This is a genomic window from Massilia sp. Se16.2.3 (assembly GCF_014171595.1).
In the GTDB taxonomy this organism is placed as follows: Bacteria; Pseudomonadota; Gammaproteobacteria; order Burkholderiales; family Burkholderiaceae_D; genus Telluria.
The window spans coordinates 4,985,547-5,002,183 of record NZ_CP050451.1 but is presented as its reverse complement, the minus strand read 5'-3'; the positions used below and the strand labels follow the sequence as shown (position 1 = coordinate 5,002,183).

Here is a 16,637-nt window from a genome sequence, read left to right as displayed (position 1 = left end):
CGATGGCCGGCGTTTACATATGCGCGTCCGAAGCACTGGTCGACGGCGGCCTGGGTGTGCGCTTTCCGGTGAGCCTGTTCGGCGAAGCGGCGACCGGCTTCGTGGTGCGTTTCGGCGGCAAGGCCTATGCCTACCTGAACCGCTGCGCCCACGTGCCGATGGAACTCGACTGGGAGCAGGGGCGCTTTTTCGAATCGAGCGGCGAATTGCTGATGTGCGCGACCCATGGCGCCGTCTACCGCCCGGAAACCGGTGTCTGCACGGGCGGTCCGTGTCGCGGCGGCAAGCTGCGCCCGATTGCCGTGCACGAGGCCGACGGCAAGGTGTACTGGGAGCCCGACGAACGGGTTGGCTTGCCGCTTGCCTGAACGGGGAAACACATTGATGCACTTCGGACCGATCCAACTTCAGCGAACACTATGAGCGATCATCTTCACAACGACGGCGACAGCCGGTTTGTCGCCAATCCGACGGCCGGCAACTGGGAGCGCGAGACGCTCGAAAAGCTCGTCTTCGCCACCATCAAGGAGCGTCGGGCCGCGCGGCGCTGGAGCATCTTCTTCCGGCTGGCCTTCCTCACCGCCCTGGTGGTCGGCCTGTGGATGTATTTCGACCTGAGCTTCGGCGGCGACGACGAAAACCTGGGCCGCCACACGGCGCTCATCGAAATCAACGGCGAAATCGAAGCCGAGGGCAGCGGGGCGGCCGACAACGTCATCCCCTCGCTGAACAAGGCCTTCGCCGATGCCGGCTCGGCCGCGGTGGTGCTGCGCATCGACAGTCCCGGCGGCAGCCCGGTGCAGGCCGGCATCATCGTCGACGAGATCCGGCGCCTGCGCCGCGGCTATCCGGATAAACCGCTGTATGTCGTGGTCGACGAGATCTGCGCCTCGGGCGGCTATTACATTGCCGCCGCGGCCGACAAGATCTATGTGAACAAGGCCAGCATCGTCGGCTCGGTCGGGGTGCTGATGGACAGCTTCGGCTTTACCGGCACCATGGAAAAGCTGGGCGTCGAGCGCCGCCTGCTCACGGCCGGCGCCAACAAGGGCTTTCTCGACCCCTTCAGCCCGCAGTCGGAAAAACACCGCGCCCACGCCCAGGAAATGCTCAACGAGATTCACCAGCAATTCATCTCGGTAGTGCGGGCAGGGCGCGGCACGCGCCTGAAAGAAACGCCGGAAACCTTCTCCGGCCTGTACTGGACCGGCGCCAAGGCCGTGGACATGGGCCTGGCCGATGGCTTCGGCACGGTCGACACGGTCGCGCGCGACATCGTCAAGGCCGAGGACATCGTCGACTACACGGCGCACGAGGGCTTGCCGGAGCGGGTGCTGAAGAAATTCGGCGCCTCGGTGGGCGCCGGTGCCATGAAGGCGATGTCGCGCACGACGCTGCCGAAGCTCAATTGAGCCGAGACGCGGGTCGACGCCAGTGCGGACCCGCGTTGACCTTATATTCTGCAATATGTTCCTTGAAACCCGCGGAAAATGGTCTATAGTGGAACTCGTAGTTCCTCCCAGGCGGGGCGATGAAATGAAGCTGTTTGCCATCCTTAACCTGAGATGCTACCCACCGCATGCGTGCGGTTTTCGAGAGAATTCAATTCCTCACAGTTGTAGCCCTACCCGGGAGCGAAAACGACGGCGCAAGCCGTCGTTTTCATTTTGGGCCCAGCTGACGCTATCTTCGCTCTTCTTGCTGCGTACACGCATGCCGCTGCGTTCGCGCGGGCGAAGCGGCAGCTTCGGGCAGGGTGGCGGGAATGGGAGGACGAGGCGCCGGCAGCGGGTGCCGGCGGCGTTTGCCTCAGTTGGTCGTGCCGTCCGGCGCGGCGTCGCACAGCGTGACCGCATCGTCGCTTGAAGCCGGTTCGTCGTGCTGGACGAAGCCGCCGCTCTCGAGCCAGGCCTGGAATTCGCGCTGGGCGCGGGCAAACCAGGCCGCGCGCAGCGGTGGGTGGGCGCTGCCGGCCAGGTGCGGCAGGCAGCAGCCGGCGGTCCAGCGTGCGAGCGCCAGGTTGGTGGGGAAGATTGCCGTATGCGAACGGGCTAGGGAAAGGCGCGCTGCCCGTACCGAGGCGGCAGCGGGCGGGAGCGTAGCGACGTCGTGGGGCATGAGCTTCACTGGTTGCATGTCATCCTCTTGTTGTGCTGGAGCGTCCAACGAAACCTGCGTAGATGCGTCTTGCACCGCGCTTGTCGTCGACTGCTCCCAGGTTGTTGAGTAATTAATCCGAGATTGCCTGGTTAGCAATCGGACACGCTGTAGTCCGATTCCTAATGGAGTTGAAGTCTATCAATGGATTGCTCGGGGGGATTGATTTATCTCAAACGAGTAAGAGGTAACTATCCTCTGAGTAATAGCTCCGCAGTCTATGCCCACCCCTGGGCCTTCTGTTACAGTCTCGCCCATGAGTAAATTATCCCTGGACCGCATCCTGCAATCGCAAGGCTTCGGCACCCGCAAGTACTGCCGTGCCCTGATCGAGGACGGCGACGTCGCCGTCAATGGCACCATTGTCGACACCTATAAAGGCAGCGTCGACACCGAGGGCCTGGTACTCACCGTATTCGATGAAGAATGGGTGTATCGCGAGCACGTCTATATAGCACTGTACAAGCCGGCGAACTTCGAGTGTTCGCGCAAGCCCAGTCACCACCCGGGCGTGCTCACACTGCTGCCCGAGCAGTTCGGCTGGCGCGACGTCCAGCCGGTCGGTCGCCTCGACCACGACACCACGGGCCTGCTGCTGATGTCGGACGACGGCCCCTTCATCCACGCCCAGTCCTCGCCCAAGCGCCACGTGCCCAAGGTCTACCAGGCCACCACCGCCGATCCGGTGACCCCAAAGCTGGTCGAACAATTGCTGGCGGGTGTGCAATTGCACGACGAGCCGGCGCCGCTGCGCGCGGTGTCCTGCGTCCAGCGCGGCGAGCACCTGCTCGAGATCGTGCTGGAGCAGGGCAAGTACCACCAGGTCAAGCGCATGCTGGCCGCGGCCGGCAACCATTGCAGCGCGCTGCACCGCTCGGCGATCGGCGCGCTTCAGCTTTCGTCGCTCGGCCTCAAGGAAGGCGAGTGGTGTTTCCTCGAGCCCGAACAGCTCGCGCTGCTGGTGCCGGGCTGAGTGGTATTTCGCCCATCAGGGGGCTACTGCGCTTAAGCGTGCGACAAAAAAGCTGATCTTCTCGCAAACTTGGTTTGACTCGCGTCAGATCGCGGACGACGCGTGTGCGCACGGTCGGCCGCGGCGACGCATTCCTGCAACCGACACCAAGTGCACCATGCCGCCTTCCCATCGCCTGCTCCCCCTCGCTTTCTTCGTTTTCGCGGCCAGCGGCGCTTCTGCCCAGGAAGCGCCCAAGCTGCTATCCGATTGCGCCAACATCGGCGACAACACGGCGCGCCTGGCCTGCTTCGACCGGCTCGCCGCCACCCCGGCGCCGCGCACCGAAGCGGCCGTCGTCGTCAACCCGGCCGACGGCAAGGTCGAGGCCGTTCCTGTAGTGACGGCCCAGCCCTCGGCCGAGAGCAGCGCCAGGTTCAGCCAGCTCGACCATTGGGAGCTGGACGACCCTTACCGCCGCGGCGTTTTCAAGTTCCGCCCGCACCACGCCAGCTACCTGATCGCCAACCGCAGCTATCGTCCGAACGACGCGCCCTATCGCCCCTATCGCGACCTGACCAACGACACCGCGCTGTCGAAAAGCGAACTGGCTTTCCAGCTGAGCTTCAAGATGAAGATGGTCGAGCAGGCCTTCGGCAAGCCCGTCGACCTGTGGTTCGGCTATACCCAGAATTCCTTTTGGCAGGCGGCCAATAGCGCGGCCTCCAGCCCGTTCCGCGAAACGAACTACCAGCCGGAAATCATCGCCGTGGCGCCGCTTGCCGTCGAGCTCGGCGGAATGCAGCTGCGCCACGTCGGCCTGGGCCTGGTGCACCAGTCGAATGGCCAGTCCGGCACGCTCTCGCGCAGCTGGAACCGGGTGTATGCCCAGCTCGGCGTCGAGCGCGATGGTTTCTCGGCCACGGCGCGCGTCTGGAAGCGCCTGAGCGAGAGCGACGACGACAATCCGGACATGGTCGACTACATGGGCCGTGGCGACCTGGCGCTGGCCTACCGGCGCGAAGGCCATATCTATTCGTCGACGCTGCGCTACAACTTCGCGACCAACCGCGGTGCCATCCAGGCGGGCTGGGCATTTCCGCTGGCGGGGAACCTGAAGGGGTATGCACAGGGGTTTGCGGGGTATGGGCAGAGTCTGATCGACTATAACTATTTCCAGCGGTCGATCGGACTGGGCGTGCTGGGTTTGTTCTAAGTGTTTTTTCAGTTTTGCGCCATGAGAGCCGGTAACATTGAGCGTCGATTCCGCTAACACTGACCATATTTCCGCGTGGGCACGGGGTGCCCACCCTACAATGGCGGTCTCATCATTTCCTGACCGCACATGAAACTTGCGACCATCAAGGACGGCAGCCGCGACGGCCAGCTGGCCGTCGTCTCGCGCGACCTCAAGACAGCGCACATGGCCGACGCGATTGCGCCGACCCTGCAGGCGGCGCTCGACGACTGGGCGTTCATCGCGCCCCAGCTCGACGCCCTGTACGCCCAGCTCAACGCCGGCACCGTTTCGAGCGCAACCCGGCGCGCTTTCGATTTCGATCCAGGCCGCTGCATGGCGCCCCTGCCGCGCGCCTATCAATGGGTCGACGGTTCGGCCTACGTCAACCATGTCGAGCTGGTGCGCCGCGCGCGCGGCGCCGAGATGCCGGCCTCGTTCTGGGAAGAACCATTGATGTACCAGGGCGGCAGCGACGACCTGCTCGGGCCCCTTGAGGACATCGTGCTGGCGCATGAGGAGTGGGGCATCGACTTCGAATCGGAAGTGGCGGTCATCGTGGACGATGTACCGATGGGCGCGACCCCCGACGAGGCGCACGGCCGCATCCGCCTCCTGATGCTGGCCAACGACGTTTCCCTGCGCAACTTGATCCCGGAAGAGCTGGCGAAAGGCTTCGGCTTCCTGCAGTCGAAACCGGCGACGAGTTTTTCGCCAGTGGCCGTCACCCCGGACGAGCTGGGGGCTGCCTGGCGCGGCGGCAAGCTGCACCTGCCCCTGCGCTCGAGCTGGAACGGCCACCTGGTGGGCCAGCCCGATGCCGGCGTCGACATGGTGTTCAACTTCCCGCAACTGGTCGCCCACCTGTGCAAAAGCCGTAACGTGCGCGCCGGCAGCATCGTCGGCTCGGGCACGGTGTCGAACAAGGACGCCGCCGCCGGCTACTCCTGCATTGCCGAGCAGCGCTGCCGCGAAACCATCGCCGACGGCGCGCCGAGCACGCCTTACCTGCGTTTCGGCGACACGGTGCGCATCGAGATGCTGGACGAGCGCGGCAAGTCCATCTTCGGGGCCATCGAACAGACCGTCCGCAAGGCCGGCGCATAGCATGCACCCGTCAACGCGGCGGCGACATGGCAGGGCTTGCCATCGCCACCGCCGGCTTGTTCGTGGCTGGGTATGGAAACGATTCCAATTCGTGCGAAACCTGTTTATTATTCTTCTTGCTACAAGACGTCACACGCGGCGCCAGCTCACGGCGTAGTCCGAAGATCAACAGGAGACATGCATGTTTCGATATAAAAATCTGCTCGCCAGCGCGGGCATTGCCCTCGTCCTCGGCGCCTGCGGGGGCAGCGGGAGCGATCCGCAGCCGACCCTGGCAACGGCGGGCAAAATAACACCGATCCCGGGGCCGAATCCGCCGACCTCCACGGTGCTCTGGAGCGACGAATTCAACGGGAACAGCCTCGACCCGGCGAAGTGGGGCTATCAGCTGGGCAATGGCGCCACGGTCGGCAACCCGGGATGGGGCAACAACGAGCTCGAGTACTACACCGACCGGCCTGAAAACGTGCGTGTCGAGGGCGGCAACCTCGTCATCACCGCGCGCAAGGAAGCGTTCCGCGGCACCGCTGCCGGTGGCAACGAAGGGCAGACCTTCGGCTGGACTTCCGGCCGCATCCGCTCCGCCGGAAAATTCAGCCGCACCTACGGCAAGATCGAATTCCGCGCCAAACTGCCCGTCGGCAAAGGCTTCTGGCCAGCCGTCTGGATGCTGCCTGAAGACAATGTCGGCAATCCCTACGCGACCTGGGCCGCCAATGGCGAAATCGACATCATGGAAGGCATGGGCAGCAAGCCGACCAAGATCGCCCAGACCCTGCACTACGGCGGGATGTGGCCGCGGAACATCTACACCAGCAACGAGGCCACCATTGGGAACAACGGCAAGGTCAGCGAATGGCATACCTATACGCTGGAATGGCGTTCGAACGAAATCACCTGGTCGATCGATGGCGTCGTTACCTCCACGCAAACCAAATGGTGGAGTTCGAACGTCAACCCGCCCGACAGCGATGACGACCTGAACGCCTGGCCCGCACCCTTCGACAAGCCGTTCTACGTCCTGATCAACCTGGCGGTGGGCGGCAATTTCGACGGCAACCCGGATGCGGCCACGCCCGACAAGGGCGAGATGCTGGTCGACTACATCCGCTGGTCGATGCTGCCTGACGAAAAGCGCGACCCTGGTCCGCGTCCGGCGATGAAATACCCGTGGACACCGGCCAATACGGTGGGGCGTCCGCCGGTCAATGGCAACCTGGTCTACAACCCCTCGTTCGACTGGACCGCGAGCCACACTGCCGTCACGCAAAGCCCGGACGTGGAAACGATCGCGGGCGTCAACAACAGCTATTTCTGGAACCTGTTCAAACTCAATGGCGACGCTGTCGCCAGCAACGACGGCGGCGCGATCCGGATCGGCATTACCGATCCCGGCAGCGAAGCATGGAACGTGCAGCTCCAGCACAACAACATTGCCCTGACCGAAGGACGCAAGTACCGGCTGAGCTTTGATGCGCGCGCCTCCAGCAACCGCAGCATGAGCTATACCGTCGGTGCCGGCCAGGACCGGGGTTTCGAATCGTATTCCGGCGGCGACCACATCGCCGAGCTGACGACGGGCGTGCAGCGTTTTACCCGCAGCTTCGACATGCAGACCGGGACGAATAACGCCGCACGCGTGGTATTCAACCTGGCGACCGCGGGGATCAATACGGTGTGGATCGATAATGTCGTCGTCGAAGACATCGGCGCCGCCGATGTGCCGGACGGACCGCCGGTGGGCGTGAACCTGCTCAGGAACGGCGACTTCGCGTCGGGCCTGGCCCCGGACTGGACGACCTGGGCCAGTCCGGGCACCGGCTCGCTGGCCGCCGCGATCGTGGATGGCAGCGCAAGGCTGGTCGTCCTTGACGTCGATCCGTCGAACAACTGGCATGTGCAGCTCAACCAGCCGAGCGTACCCCTGGTAAAAGGCAGGAGTTATACCTTGACCTTCAAGGGCGCCGCCAGCCTGGCCGGGACAGTCGGGGTCGTGATCGGCGAGAACGGCGGCAGTTACGCCCGCTACCTGGATGCAGGAGCGGCATTGACACCGGCGGCGGGCACGTATTCGTACACCTTCACTTCTCCGGTCACGAATGCGGCCGCGCAGTTGCAGATCCTGGGCGCTTTCGGCGCGGCAGGCGACGACTACAGCCTGAGCTTCGACGACTTCAGCCTGGTGGCGAATCCCTGATTCGGGACGGTGCGTGAACAGGAAGGGCAAGCCTGCATGGCTTGCCCTTTTTTATTGCCCAGCCGCCCGGACAGCCGGGGCTACTCAGCGCGCGGCGGCGTCGCCGTTCCAGAACCAGCCGGGCGCCGGCGTGCCGCGCAGGTCGAGTTCGAGTGGCGCCGACACGCGCCGCAGGGTGCGCGCCAGCCGCAGGCTGCCGTCCGGCGCATGGACCCGGTACCAGAGCAGGGCGACACCGGCCAGGCGCAGCTTCTGCCCGGTAAACAGATTGTCGCGCACGATGCTCATGCCTTCCGTGCGCAGGTCGAAGTCGAGCGCCAGCGCGCCCTCGGTGCGCGCGGCGTAGCCGAGGTGGCGCGCCGCGTTGTAGAGCGGGCTGCGCGCGCCGGTCTCGCCTGCCTGGAGCGAGTCGATGAAGGCATCGACCGTCTTCAGGGTGGCGCTGGCACTGTTGGCCAGAACCGTGAATTCCTTCTTGTCGTCGCCCTTGGCGCCGTCGGCCAGCCGTTGCAGCTGGGCGATGCGTTGCGCGTAGTCGGCGCGATGGCTGGTGAGCGAACGCAGCTTGCCGAGCAGACGCTCGTGCTGGGCCGGATCGAGTTCGCCCGGTAGCCGCCGCCAAGGCCGGCGATGCGGGCAGGACAGGCCTCGGCCAGGGCGCTGACGAACAGCGCGCGCGACCCTTCGCCATAGGCCAGGCCGGCGGCGGAGACGTCGCCCTGAACAGCGCGGCGCTGTCGGCCGAGGCGCGCAGCAGCGCCGGCACCACGGTCAGGGCTGTCGACAGCGTACCGAGCACGGCCCCGGGAGGGGTATGCGCGTCGAGATACAGCTGGAGTTCCTTGTTGCGGCGTGCCAGCTCGTCAGCCAGGCGCAGCATCGCATCGTTAACGGTACGGGCGGCCACCACGCCTTCGCTCACCGCCGGGTCGACCACCACCACCCGGGCGCCATCGGGCAGGCTCGTGCACACCTCGCTGGCGAGTTCGCGCGCCAGGTCGAAGGCGCGCACCAGGCCGGCCGCGCCGAACTGGCGTGTCTCGACGGCGCCGGCCTGCGGTTTGGCCTGGCCGGGCGGCAGCTGGGCGAACAGGGCGGCGCGCTGGGCTTCGAGCGTGGCCAGGCGCGCTTCCGCGGCACGCTGTCCGGCATCGGTATCGGCCGCGGCTTTGTCCAGGCGTTCTTCCAGCAAGGCGCGTAGCGCCTGGATGTCGTGACCATTATCTGCGTGGGCACCAGGCGGAATCAGTAAAAACGACATTAGTAATAATGAAATGCAACGAGTTTGACTGCCTGGAAAGAGAATCATTCGTTGCTCCAAAATAAATGTGTAACGGTGTGTAAGTAAATACCGCGGGCTCGTGGCGCAAATGCCTCGGAACTTGTAACGAAATGTCGGTAAATATTAGGAAAAATGCCGCGTGTTTCTATTGCAGTTGATCAATTTGACGATTGAATAGCGTAAATACAACATGAAATCAGGCACTTAGCTATGAAACATGCATGTCGGGTCAGTATCGAATGGTCGCGCACAGTTGGCGGCTGCCTTCCGCTTTCTAGAAAGAAATGCGCTAGAATTCGGCGGTTAATGAACTGTCATTATGGATCTCCAGGAAACCCACATCTTCGTTTTTGAGCTCGGCTTTGCAGTATCGCTGCTGTGCTCGCTGCTGCTGGTCGCGACAACGCGCTGGCATGGCAGGTTCACGCTCGATGCGACCGCTGGAGTGCAGAAATTCCATAGCGTGCCCACGCCGCGCATTGGCGGCCTGGCGATCATGCTTGGGCTCATTTGCGCCTATGCGGTTGCCGGCACCAGGCAGCAGGACCTGCTCGCGCCTCTGCTTGCCGCAGCGGCGCCGGCCTTCCTGTTCGGTATCGCCGAAGACATGACGCGCCGCGTTTCGATCGGTGCGCGCCTGCTTGCGACCATGGCCAGCGGCCTGGCCTGCTGGGCCTTTACCGGCGTGAGCATCGTCCATACCGGCCTCGACCTGCTCGACCTGGCGCTGACCTGGCTGCCCCTGTCGATCCTGTTTACGGCCTTCGCGGTGGGCGGCGTGGCCAATGCGGTCAACATCATCGACGGTTTCAACGGCCTGGCCAGCGGCACGGTCGTCATCGGCCTGGCGGCGCTGGGCGTGATCGCCCTCGATTGCGGCGACACCGAACTGGCCTGGGTGTGCTTCACGGTGTGCATCGTGACGGCCGGCTTCTTCCTCGTGAATTTCCCTTTCGGCAAGCTGTTCCTTGGTGACGGCGGTGCCTACCTGCTCGGTTTCCTGCTTGCCTGGCTGTCGGTGATGCTGGTCTACCGCAACCGCGAGGTATCGGCCTGGGCGGCGCTGCTGGCCTGTGCTTATCCGACCTTCGAGACCCTGTTCACCATCGTGCGCCGTGTGTGGTGCGGACGCCATCCGGGGCAGCCGGACCGTTGCCACCTGCACAGCCTGGTCAAGATCGCCATTGCCGGCCGTCTGTTCCGCAAGCTGCGCGCACCGCTGAGGAATGCCTGTGTGTCGCCGTTCTGCTGGCTACTGGCCGCCGTGCCGGCCATGCTGGCGGTGCGTTTCCACCAGGACTCGCAAGCCCTGGTGCTGGCCGCCCTGGCCAGCCTCGGCATCTATCTGGCGTTCTACTGGTACGTGGCCTACGCGGCCCGTGCACGGCGCCGCCGCGCCCAGCGTCCGCAGGCGCGCACCACGGCCATTGCCGCCGTGGCCGCCGCGGTCGAACCGGAAGCCGCCTCGCTGCAGGCGTGAGCCCGAGCCGGACTGCCCGGCAATCGTCTACAATCGGCGCAGCATGCCGGGCCGGTCCGGCTGCCTTTTCTTCCATCACCCTGCATGAGCTTTTCCGTTTGCGCTGCGCCTGGCTTTCGCCCGGCCTGTCCGTCCGTTCTCCTGGTCCGCCCGGCGCGGCGCGGCATGCCATGAGCACGGTCGCGCCCCTGGCGATTCCCGAGGTCCTGTTGCTGACGCCGCAGATCCATGGCGACGCGCGCGGCTTCCTGTACGAAAGCTTTCACCAGGCCCGCTTCGAAGCGGCGCTCGGGCGCAGCGTCACCTTTGTCCAGGAAAACCATTCGAAATCCGGCGCCGGCGTGCTGCGGGGACTGCACTACCAATTGCACCGTCCCCAAGGCAAGCTGATACGGGTTGTCGCCGGCAGCGTGTACGACGTCGCGGTCGACTTGCGCCGCGGCTCGCCCACTTGCGGACAATGGGTGGCCGAGGTGCTCAGTGCCGACAACGCGCGCCAGATGTGGATTCCGGAGGGTTTCGCCCACGGTTTTCTCGTGCTGTCGGAAAGCGCCGAGCTGCTCTACAAGACCACCGATTACTGGTCGCCCGCCGACGAGCGCTGCATCGCCTGGGACGATCCGCAACTGGCGGTGGCCTGGCCGCTGGCAGGCACGCCGCTGCTCTCGGAAAAGGATCGGCAGGGCAGGTCGTTCGCGGACGCCGAACTGGCCGACTGAGAACCGATTAGCGGGAACCCGGTCCGATGTTCCCTATCCATCGCGCAGGCCGAAGCGCCTATTTCGCCGACACGATCGTGTCGATCATTTGCTGGGAATAGGCGGCGCCCGTTGCTTCGGCAGCCTCCATCATGGCGCGCCATAGCGGGACGATGCCGACGCCCAGCTTGTCGAAGCGCATCAGGCCGCAGGCATAGATGCCGTCATAGGTATCGACCGCGCCACCGAGTTGTTCGCAGGTTGCGGCCTGCTTCGCGCGGTAGGCTTTCACCCCTTCCTCGCTGAACAGGCCCGTCCGCGCCAGGGCGTCGAGTGCCATGGCCTCCGCGCCACCCTCGTGGATCCACGGCCCCTGGTCGTCGCCCACGCCGCCGCGGGACACCGCCATTTGCCAGATGTGCGCCATCTCGTGCGCGACGGTTTTGATTGCGGCCTCACGCAATTTCGGATGGTCGAGCTGCACTTGCTTGCCTTCGAGCAGATAAGAAATCTGGCCCGCGCCCATGATGGCGCCCCCTTTCATCGAAAAACCCGGCGATTCCAGATTGCCAACCGACACCATGATCAGCAACTCATCCTTCAGCGCGCGCCCATAGGCCTTCTCGTAGTACCCGGACGTTTTGGCGCCGACATCCAGGATGGTTTCGCGCAGCCACAGTGGAGTTCGGGGATCCATGAGCACTTTCGCCCCACCGGCAGGGACAGCCTGCGCCGGTCCAAAGTAGGCATAGCCGCGCGTACCACCCGATTGAAGCCGGTTGGCTGGCGGTGCGATCACGTTTTCCCGGGCCAGGCCAGACAAATGGAAGTCTGTGCGCATGGAGACCGTCTTGTTGCCTTGTTCGACGTCGCCCTGCAGGTGGCCGAGATAGACCGAGGTCCCGCCATCACTGAAACGGTTGAACGAGACATATTCCTTCGGCGACCAGCCGTCGAAAGTCCTGATTTCCACGCTCGCCGCCTTGAAGGGCTTGCCCTTCGACGCAATGACATCGAAGTCCTGTCCGGATGTCATGGCCATGCCCGACGTGAGCACTTTCCACTCCTGCTTGCGGAACGCGCCGATGGAATGCAGCCTGACCGCCGTCACAGGGTGCGCGAAACGGTAATCCACGCGCCACAGGTCTTGCGACACGTGGCGCACGTCCACTGCTACGGCCAGACTGGGCTGCTCCTGCGCATGCACTTGTGGAACAGCGGATACCAGCAGGAAGGCGGTGCACAAGCCAGTGAATCGATGCATCGGGAGCTCCGTCAATGATCAGGAAGGGACCCATCTTACTTGCTAAAGTGCAAATAGTGCTGTTTGCCTTATGAAAATAGCCAACCTGAGGTGTGCATGCGAACGGGCATGCTTTGGTGACCTCGTCATTGGCCGGTCCTGGTAACACTCCAACAACAAGAACAGAGGCGTCAAGCGAAGAAGCACCTGCCGCGCCCCGTGGCCGTGTTGGATCTTCTCACCATGGCTACGTGCTAGCGTGCTTAATAAAACAAACCTGATTGCATTGCAACTGTTGGCCTTGCAGGGTACGGCCTTCGTCGCCGCGCCTTGCTGAAGGGTTGGTGAAGCCCTCCGTCTCCGGGACGTCGCGGTGCAACAAGTGCAATGCAATGTCCCCTTCGTTTTGAATTGACACCCCTTTTCCTCCCTGTTTCCCCTATAGCTCCAGGGCAACAGCAGCGATAATTCCATCCTGCAAGCACTGGCGCGGGCATAGGCGAACAAGGGGAGCGAACGATGGCGGGAGACAGCGACGCGGAAAAGACAGAAGACGCGTCCCCCAAGAGAATACAAAAGGCGCGCGAGGAAGGCGACATTCCGCGTTCGCGCGAGCTTGCCACCTTCGCCGTCCTGATGACCGCCGGCGCCGGGCTGTGGATGACCGGCGGCAGCCTGGTCGGCCGCCTGTCGACCGTCCTCCAGTCGGGCCTCACCCTCGACCGCGAACAGATCTACAACCCTAACGTCCTCATCGAGCGCATCACCGCCGATATCGGCAGCGTGCTACTGGCCTGCCTGCCGCTGGCGTTCGCCATCATGCTCGTCGCGCTGGCCGCGCCCCTGATGATCGGCGGCTTCAATTTCAGCACCAAGGCCTTCATGCCGAACTTCATGAAGCTGAACCCCATCAGCGGCCTTGGCAACCTGGTCTCCACCAATTCCCTGATCGAACTCCTGAAAGCCGTCGCCAAGACCCTGCTGGTCGGCGCGGTGGCCTGGGTCGTGATCATGGGCCAGAAGGAAGCCGTGCTGGGCCTGGCCGTCGAGCCCGTTGGTTCCGGCACCGGCCACCTGGCCAGCCTGATCGCGCGTGCCTTCCTCATCATCGTCGGTTCGCTGGGCGTGATCGCCCTGATCGACGCGCCTTACCAGGTTTGGCACTACAACAACAAGCTGAAGATGACGCGCCAGGAAATGATCCAGGAATCGAAGGAATCGGACGGCAATCCTCAGATTAAGGGCAAGATTCGCCAGATGCAGCGGCAAATGGCACGCAACCGCATGATGCAGAATGTGCCTACTGCTGACGTCGTGGTGACCAACCCGACCCACTATGCGGTGGCGCTGAAGTACACGGACGGACAGGGCGGTGCGCCGCGCGTCGTGGCCAAGGGTGTCGACGAAGTGGCGGCCAAGATCCGCGAACTGGCCAAGGAGAACAAGGTCGCCATGCTCGAAGCCCCGGCACTGGCCCGTGCGCTCTACAAGCACACCGAGATCGACGACGAAATCCCCGAGAAGTTGTACTCGGCCGTGGCGGAAGTGCTGGCGTATGTGTTCCAGCTGCGTAACTACAGCAAGGGCGCCGGACAGTATCCTGATCGTCCGACCAAGCTGCCTGTGCCGCCGGAGATGGACCCGCTGAACCCTGCATCCCAGGTCAAGCCTGCTGCACGACCTGATAACGAATAACGGAGCTGTTGCATGAATAGTTTGAGACTGCCAGGCTGGGTGGGAGCGATCGGTGCCAGGGGCAATGCCATGGCGGCGCCGATCCTGATCATCCTGCTGCTGGCGATGATGATCCTGCCGCTGCCGGCCTTCGTCCTCGACCTGTTTTTCAGCTTCAACATCGCGCTGTCGGTGATCGTGCTGCTGACCGCGCTGTACACGGTCAAGCCGCTCGACTTCATGGCCTTCCCGGCGATCCTGCTGGTGTCGACCATGCTGCGCCTGTCGCTCAACGTCGCGTCGACCCGTATCGTCCTGACCGAAGGCCACACTGGCGGCGCCGCGGCCGGTAAAGTCATCGAAGCCTTCGGCCACTTCCTGATCGGCGGCAACTACACGGTCGGTATCGTCGTGTTCGTCATTTTGACCATCATCAACTTCACCGTCGTCACCAAGGGTGCGGGCCGTATCGCCGAGGTCGGCGCACGTTTCGCCCTGGACGCGATGCCTGGTAAACAGATGGCGATCGATGCCGACCTGAACGCCGGCATGATCACCGAACCGGAAGCGCGCAAGCGCCGTTCGGAAGTCGGCCAGGAAGCCGAATTCTATGGCGCCATGGACGGTGCCTCGAAATACGTCAAGGGTGACGCCGTTGCCGGCATCATGGTTACCCTGATCAATGTCATCGGCGGCCTGATCGTCGGCGTGGTCCAGCACGACATGGCCGTCGGCGAAGCCGCCAAGACCTATACGCTGCTGGCCATCGGTGATGGCCTGGTGGCGCAGATCCCTTCGCTGATCATCTCGATCGCTGCCGGTATGGTGGTGTCGCGCGTGGCCAACGACCAGGACATCGGCGGCCAGATGGTCGGCCAACTGTTCGCCAAGCCCGAAGTGCTGTACATCACGGGCGCGATCATCGCCGGCATGGGCCTGATCCCCGGCATGCCGAACCTCGTCTTCCTGCTGCTGGGCGGCACCCTGGGCGGCTCCGGCTACCTGCTGGCCAAGCGTGCCAGGAATGCGCCGCAGCGCGAAGCCGAAGCGGCCGCCAGCGACGCCGCGGCCGGCGCCCAGCAAGCCGCGTCCGCCGAGACGGAAGAGGCGACCTGGCAGGACATCATGCCGGTCGATACGCTTGGCCTGGAAGTGGGCTACCGCCTGATCCCGCTGGTCGACAAGGGGCAGGGCGGCGAGCTGCTCAAGCGTATCAAGGGCATCCGCAAGAAGTTCGCCCAGGAAGTCGGCTTCCTGGCGCCGCCAGTGCACATCCGCGACAACCTGGAATTGAAGCCGTCGAGCTACCGCATCACCCTCAAGGGCGTGGAAGTGGGCACCGGCGAAGCGCTGAACGGGCAGTTCCTGGCAATCAACCCCGGCATGGCCAGCGGCACGCTGCCGGGCCAGGCAACGACCGACCCGGCCTTTGGCCTGCCGGCCGTGTGGATCGACGCCGGCCTGCGCGACGAAGCGCAGAACCTGGGCTATACCGTGGTCGACGCCGGCACCGTGGTGGCAACCCACCTGAACCACCTGATCACGACCCATGCGTCCGAACTGCTGGGCCGCCTGGAAGTCCAGGCACTGCTGGATCACCTCGGAAAGGAAACGCCGAAGCTGGTCGAAGACCTGGTGCCGAAAGTCGTGTCGCTGGCGACCTTGCAGAAAGTGCTGCAGAACCTGCTGCTGGAAGGCGTGCACATCCGCGACATGCGCACCATCATCGAGACGCTGTCGGAACACGCCGGCGTGCAGGATCCGACCGATTTGACGGCGCTGGTGCGCGTGGCGCTGGGCCGGGCGATCGTGCAGCAGCTGTTCCCGGGCACCAACGAACTGAGCGTGATGACCCTGGACAACCGCCTCGAGCGTTTGCTGATGCAGGCGCTTGGCGCCGGCGGCGACGGTACCGGCATCGAGCCCGGCCTTGCCGACACCATCGCCCAGCAGGCGCACAACGCCGCGCAGCAGCAGGAAGCCATGGGCCACACCCCGGTGCTGCTGGTCCCGGCTCCGCTGCGCGTGCTGCTGTCGCGTTTCCTGCGCCGCGCGCTGCCGCAGCTGAAGGTCTTGTCGCATTCGGAGATCCCGGAGAGCAAGACGATTCGGGTGACCAGCCTGGTGGGCGTGCAATAAGGTAGGGTAGGCGGGTCGTCACCAAGCCCCAGGCTTGGATGACCCTACGCGTTCAACGAACGGTCGAGAAACCCGGTGTGCGCAGGAGCGTTGACCGCCGGTGGTTTGCAAGGTTTGCCGAGCCCGTCGGCGCGCCGTTATCGGACCGCACCGTCCGCGTGGGCACAGGTGCCCACCCTACGGGAAGTACCCGAGTTCGCAAGCTCCACCCCGTAGCGCATCCGTAGGGGCGGGGCCGCCGAGGCACCCTGTGCCCACGCGGTTACAGCAGGAGATACCCGAGTTCGCAAGCTCCACCCCGTAGCGCATCCGTAGGGTGGACGGGGCCGCCGAGGCACCCTGTGCCCACGCGGTTACAGCAGGAGATACCTGGGTTCGCAAGCTCCATTCCGTAGCGCATCCGTAGGGTGGGCGGGGCGGCCGAGGCACCCTGTTCCCACGCGGTTACAGCAGGAGATACCCGGGTTCGCA

Annotated in this window: 15 protein-coding genes; 12 read left to right on the top strand and 3 right to left on the bottom strand. The window is 64.2% G+C overall.

Translation table 11 applies throughout. The features are described from left to right. Positions 1-2: 2 nt before the first annotated feature. Entirely contained in the window at positions 3-368 is a 366-nt protein-coding gene (locus G4G31_RS22955) for a Rieske 2Fe-2S domain-containing protein (protein ID WP_182989535.1), read from the top strand. Between the two features lie 51 nt (positions 369-419). After that, positions 420-1,412 carry a S49 family peptidase gene (locus G4G31_RS22950; RefSeq protein WP_182989534.1) on the top strand — a complete coding sequence of 331 codons (993 nt, stop codon included), beginning with the start codon at positions 420-422 and terminating at the stop codon, positions 1,410-1,412. A 397-nt stretch (positions 1,413-1,809) separates the two neighbouring features. On the opposite strand, the gene G4G31_RS22945 is transcribed toward G4G31_RS22950, so the two are convergent. After that, positions 1,810-2,136 (bottom strand): hypothetical protein, encoded by a 327-nt coding sequence (locus G4G31_RS22945; RefSeq protein ID WP_182989533.1) that lies wholly within the window; start codon positions 2,134-2,136, stop codon positions 1,810-1,812. A 277-nt stretch (positions 2,137-2,413) separates the two neighbouring features. Between G4G31_RS22945 and G4G31_RS22940 the strand changes: the two genes are divergently transcribed. The 4 genes from G4G31_RS22940 (at position 2,414) to G4G31_RS22925 (ending at position 7,650) form a co-directional block, all read left to right on the top strand. Next, a complete protein-coding gene (locus G4G31_RS22940; RefSeq protein ID WP_182989532.1) occupies positions 2,414-3,130 on the top strand; it encodes a pseudouridine synthase in 717 nt (238 codons plus the stop codon). A 157-nt stretch (positions 3,131-3,287) separates the two neighbouring features. Beyond that, positions 3,288-4,325 (top strand): phospholipase A, encoded by a 1,038-nt coding sequence (locus G4G31_RS22935; RefSeq protein WP_182989531.1) that lies wholly within the window; start codon positions 3,288-3,290, stop codon positions 4,323-4,325. Positions 4,326-4,454: 129 nt separating this feature from the next. Then, the gene (locus G4G31_RS22930) at positions 4,455-5,453 is read left to right on the top strand and encodes a fumarylacetoacetate hydrolase family protein (RefSeq protein ID WP_182989530.1); all 999 of its coding nucleotides are present in this window, start codon (positions 4,455-4,457) and stop codon (positions 5,451-5,453) included. A gap of 181 nt (positions 5,454-5,634) precedes the next feature. Next, a complete protein-coding gene (locus G4G31_RS22925; RefSeq protein WP_182989529.1) occupies positions 5,635-7,650 on the top strand; it encodes a carbohydrate binding domain-containing protein in 2,016 nt (671 codons plus the stop codon). 84 nt (positions 7,651-7,734) lie between these two features. Here the strand turns inward: G4G31_RS22925 and G4G31_RS22920 are convergent, their stop codons facing one another. Next, positions 7,735-7,938, bottom strand: a complete 204-nt coding sequence (locus tag G4G31_RS22920; protein WP_182989528.1) for a hypothetical protein — start codon at positions 7,936-7,938, stop codon at positions 7,735-7,737. 63 nt (positions 7,939-8,001) lie between these two features. Here G4G31_RS22920 and G4G31_RS22915 point away from each other — a divergent pair, with 63 nt between their 5' ends. The 4 genes from G4G31_RS22915 (at position 8,002) to rfbC (ending at position 11,131) form a co-directional block, all read left to right on the top strand. Continuing rightward, positions 8,002-8,262, top strand: a complete 261-nt coding sequence (locus tag G4G31_RS22915) for a hypothetical protein (protein ID WP_182989527.1) — start codon at positions 8,002-8,004, stop codon at positions 8,260-8,262. 202 nt (positions 8,263-8,464) lie between these two features. Beyond that, the gene (locus G4G31_RS22910) at positions 8,465-8,851 is read left to right on the top strand and encodes a hypothetical protein (RefSeq protein WP_182989526.1); all 387 of its coding nucleotides are present in this window, start codon (positions 8,465-8,467) and stop codon (positions 8,849-8,851) included. Positions 8,852-9,251: 400 nt separating this feature from the next. Further along, positions 9,252-10,412, top strand: coding sequence for a glycosyltransferase (locus G4G31_RS22905; protein ID WP_182989525.1), 1,161 nt, complete (start codon positions 9,252-9,254; stop codon positions 10,410-10,412). Positions 10,413-10,582: 170 nt separating this feature from the next. After that, a complete protein-coding gene (gene rfbC / locus G4G31_RS22900) occupies positions 10,583-11,131 on the top strand; it encodes a dTDP-4-dehydrorhamnose 3,5-epimerase (protein WP_182989524.1) in 549 nt (182 codons plus the stop codon). A gap of 58 nt (positions 11,132-11,189) precedes the next feature. Here rfbC and G4G31_RS22895 read toward each other — a convergent pair whose 3' ends face one another. Next, positions 11,190-12,374 carry a hypothetical protein gene (locus tag G4G31_RS22895; protein ID WP_182989523.1) on the bottom strand — a complete coding sequence of 395 codons (1,185 nt, stop codon included), beginning with the start codon at positions 12,372-12,374 and terminating at the stop codon, positions 11,190-11,192. A gap of 498 nt (positions 12,375-12,872) precedes the next feature. Between G4G31_RS22895 and flhB the strand changes: the two genes are divergently transcribed. After that, positions 12,873-14,048: a flagellar biosynthesis protein FlhB gene (gene flhB, locus G4G31_RS22890; protein WP_182989522.1), complete on the top strand. Its 1,176-nt coding sequence runs from the start codon at positions 12,873-12,875 to the stop codon at positions 14,046-14,048. 12 nt (positions 14,049-14,060) lie between these two features. Continuing rightward, a complete protein-coding gene (flhA, locus tag G4G31_RS22885) occupies positions 14,061-16,166 on the top strand; it encodes a flagellar biosynthesis protein FlhA (protein WP_182989521.1) in 2,106 nt (701 codons plus the stop codon). The last annotated feature ends 471 nt before the right edge of the window (positions 16,167-16,637 follow it).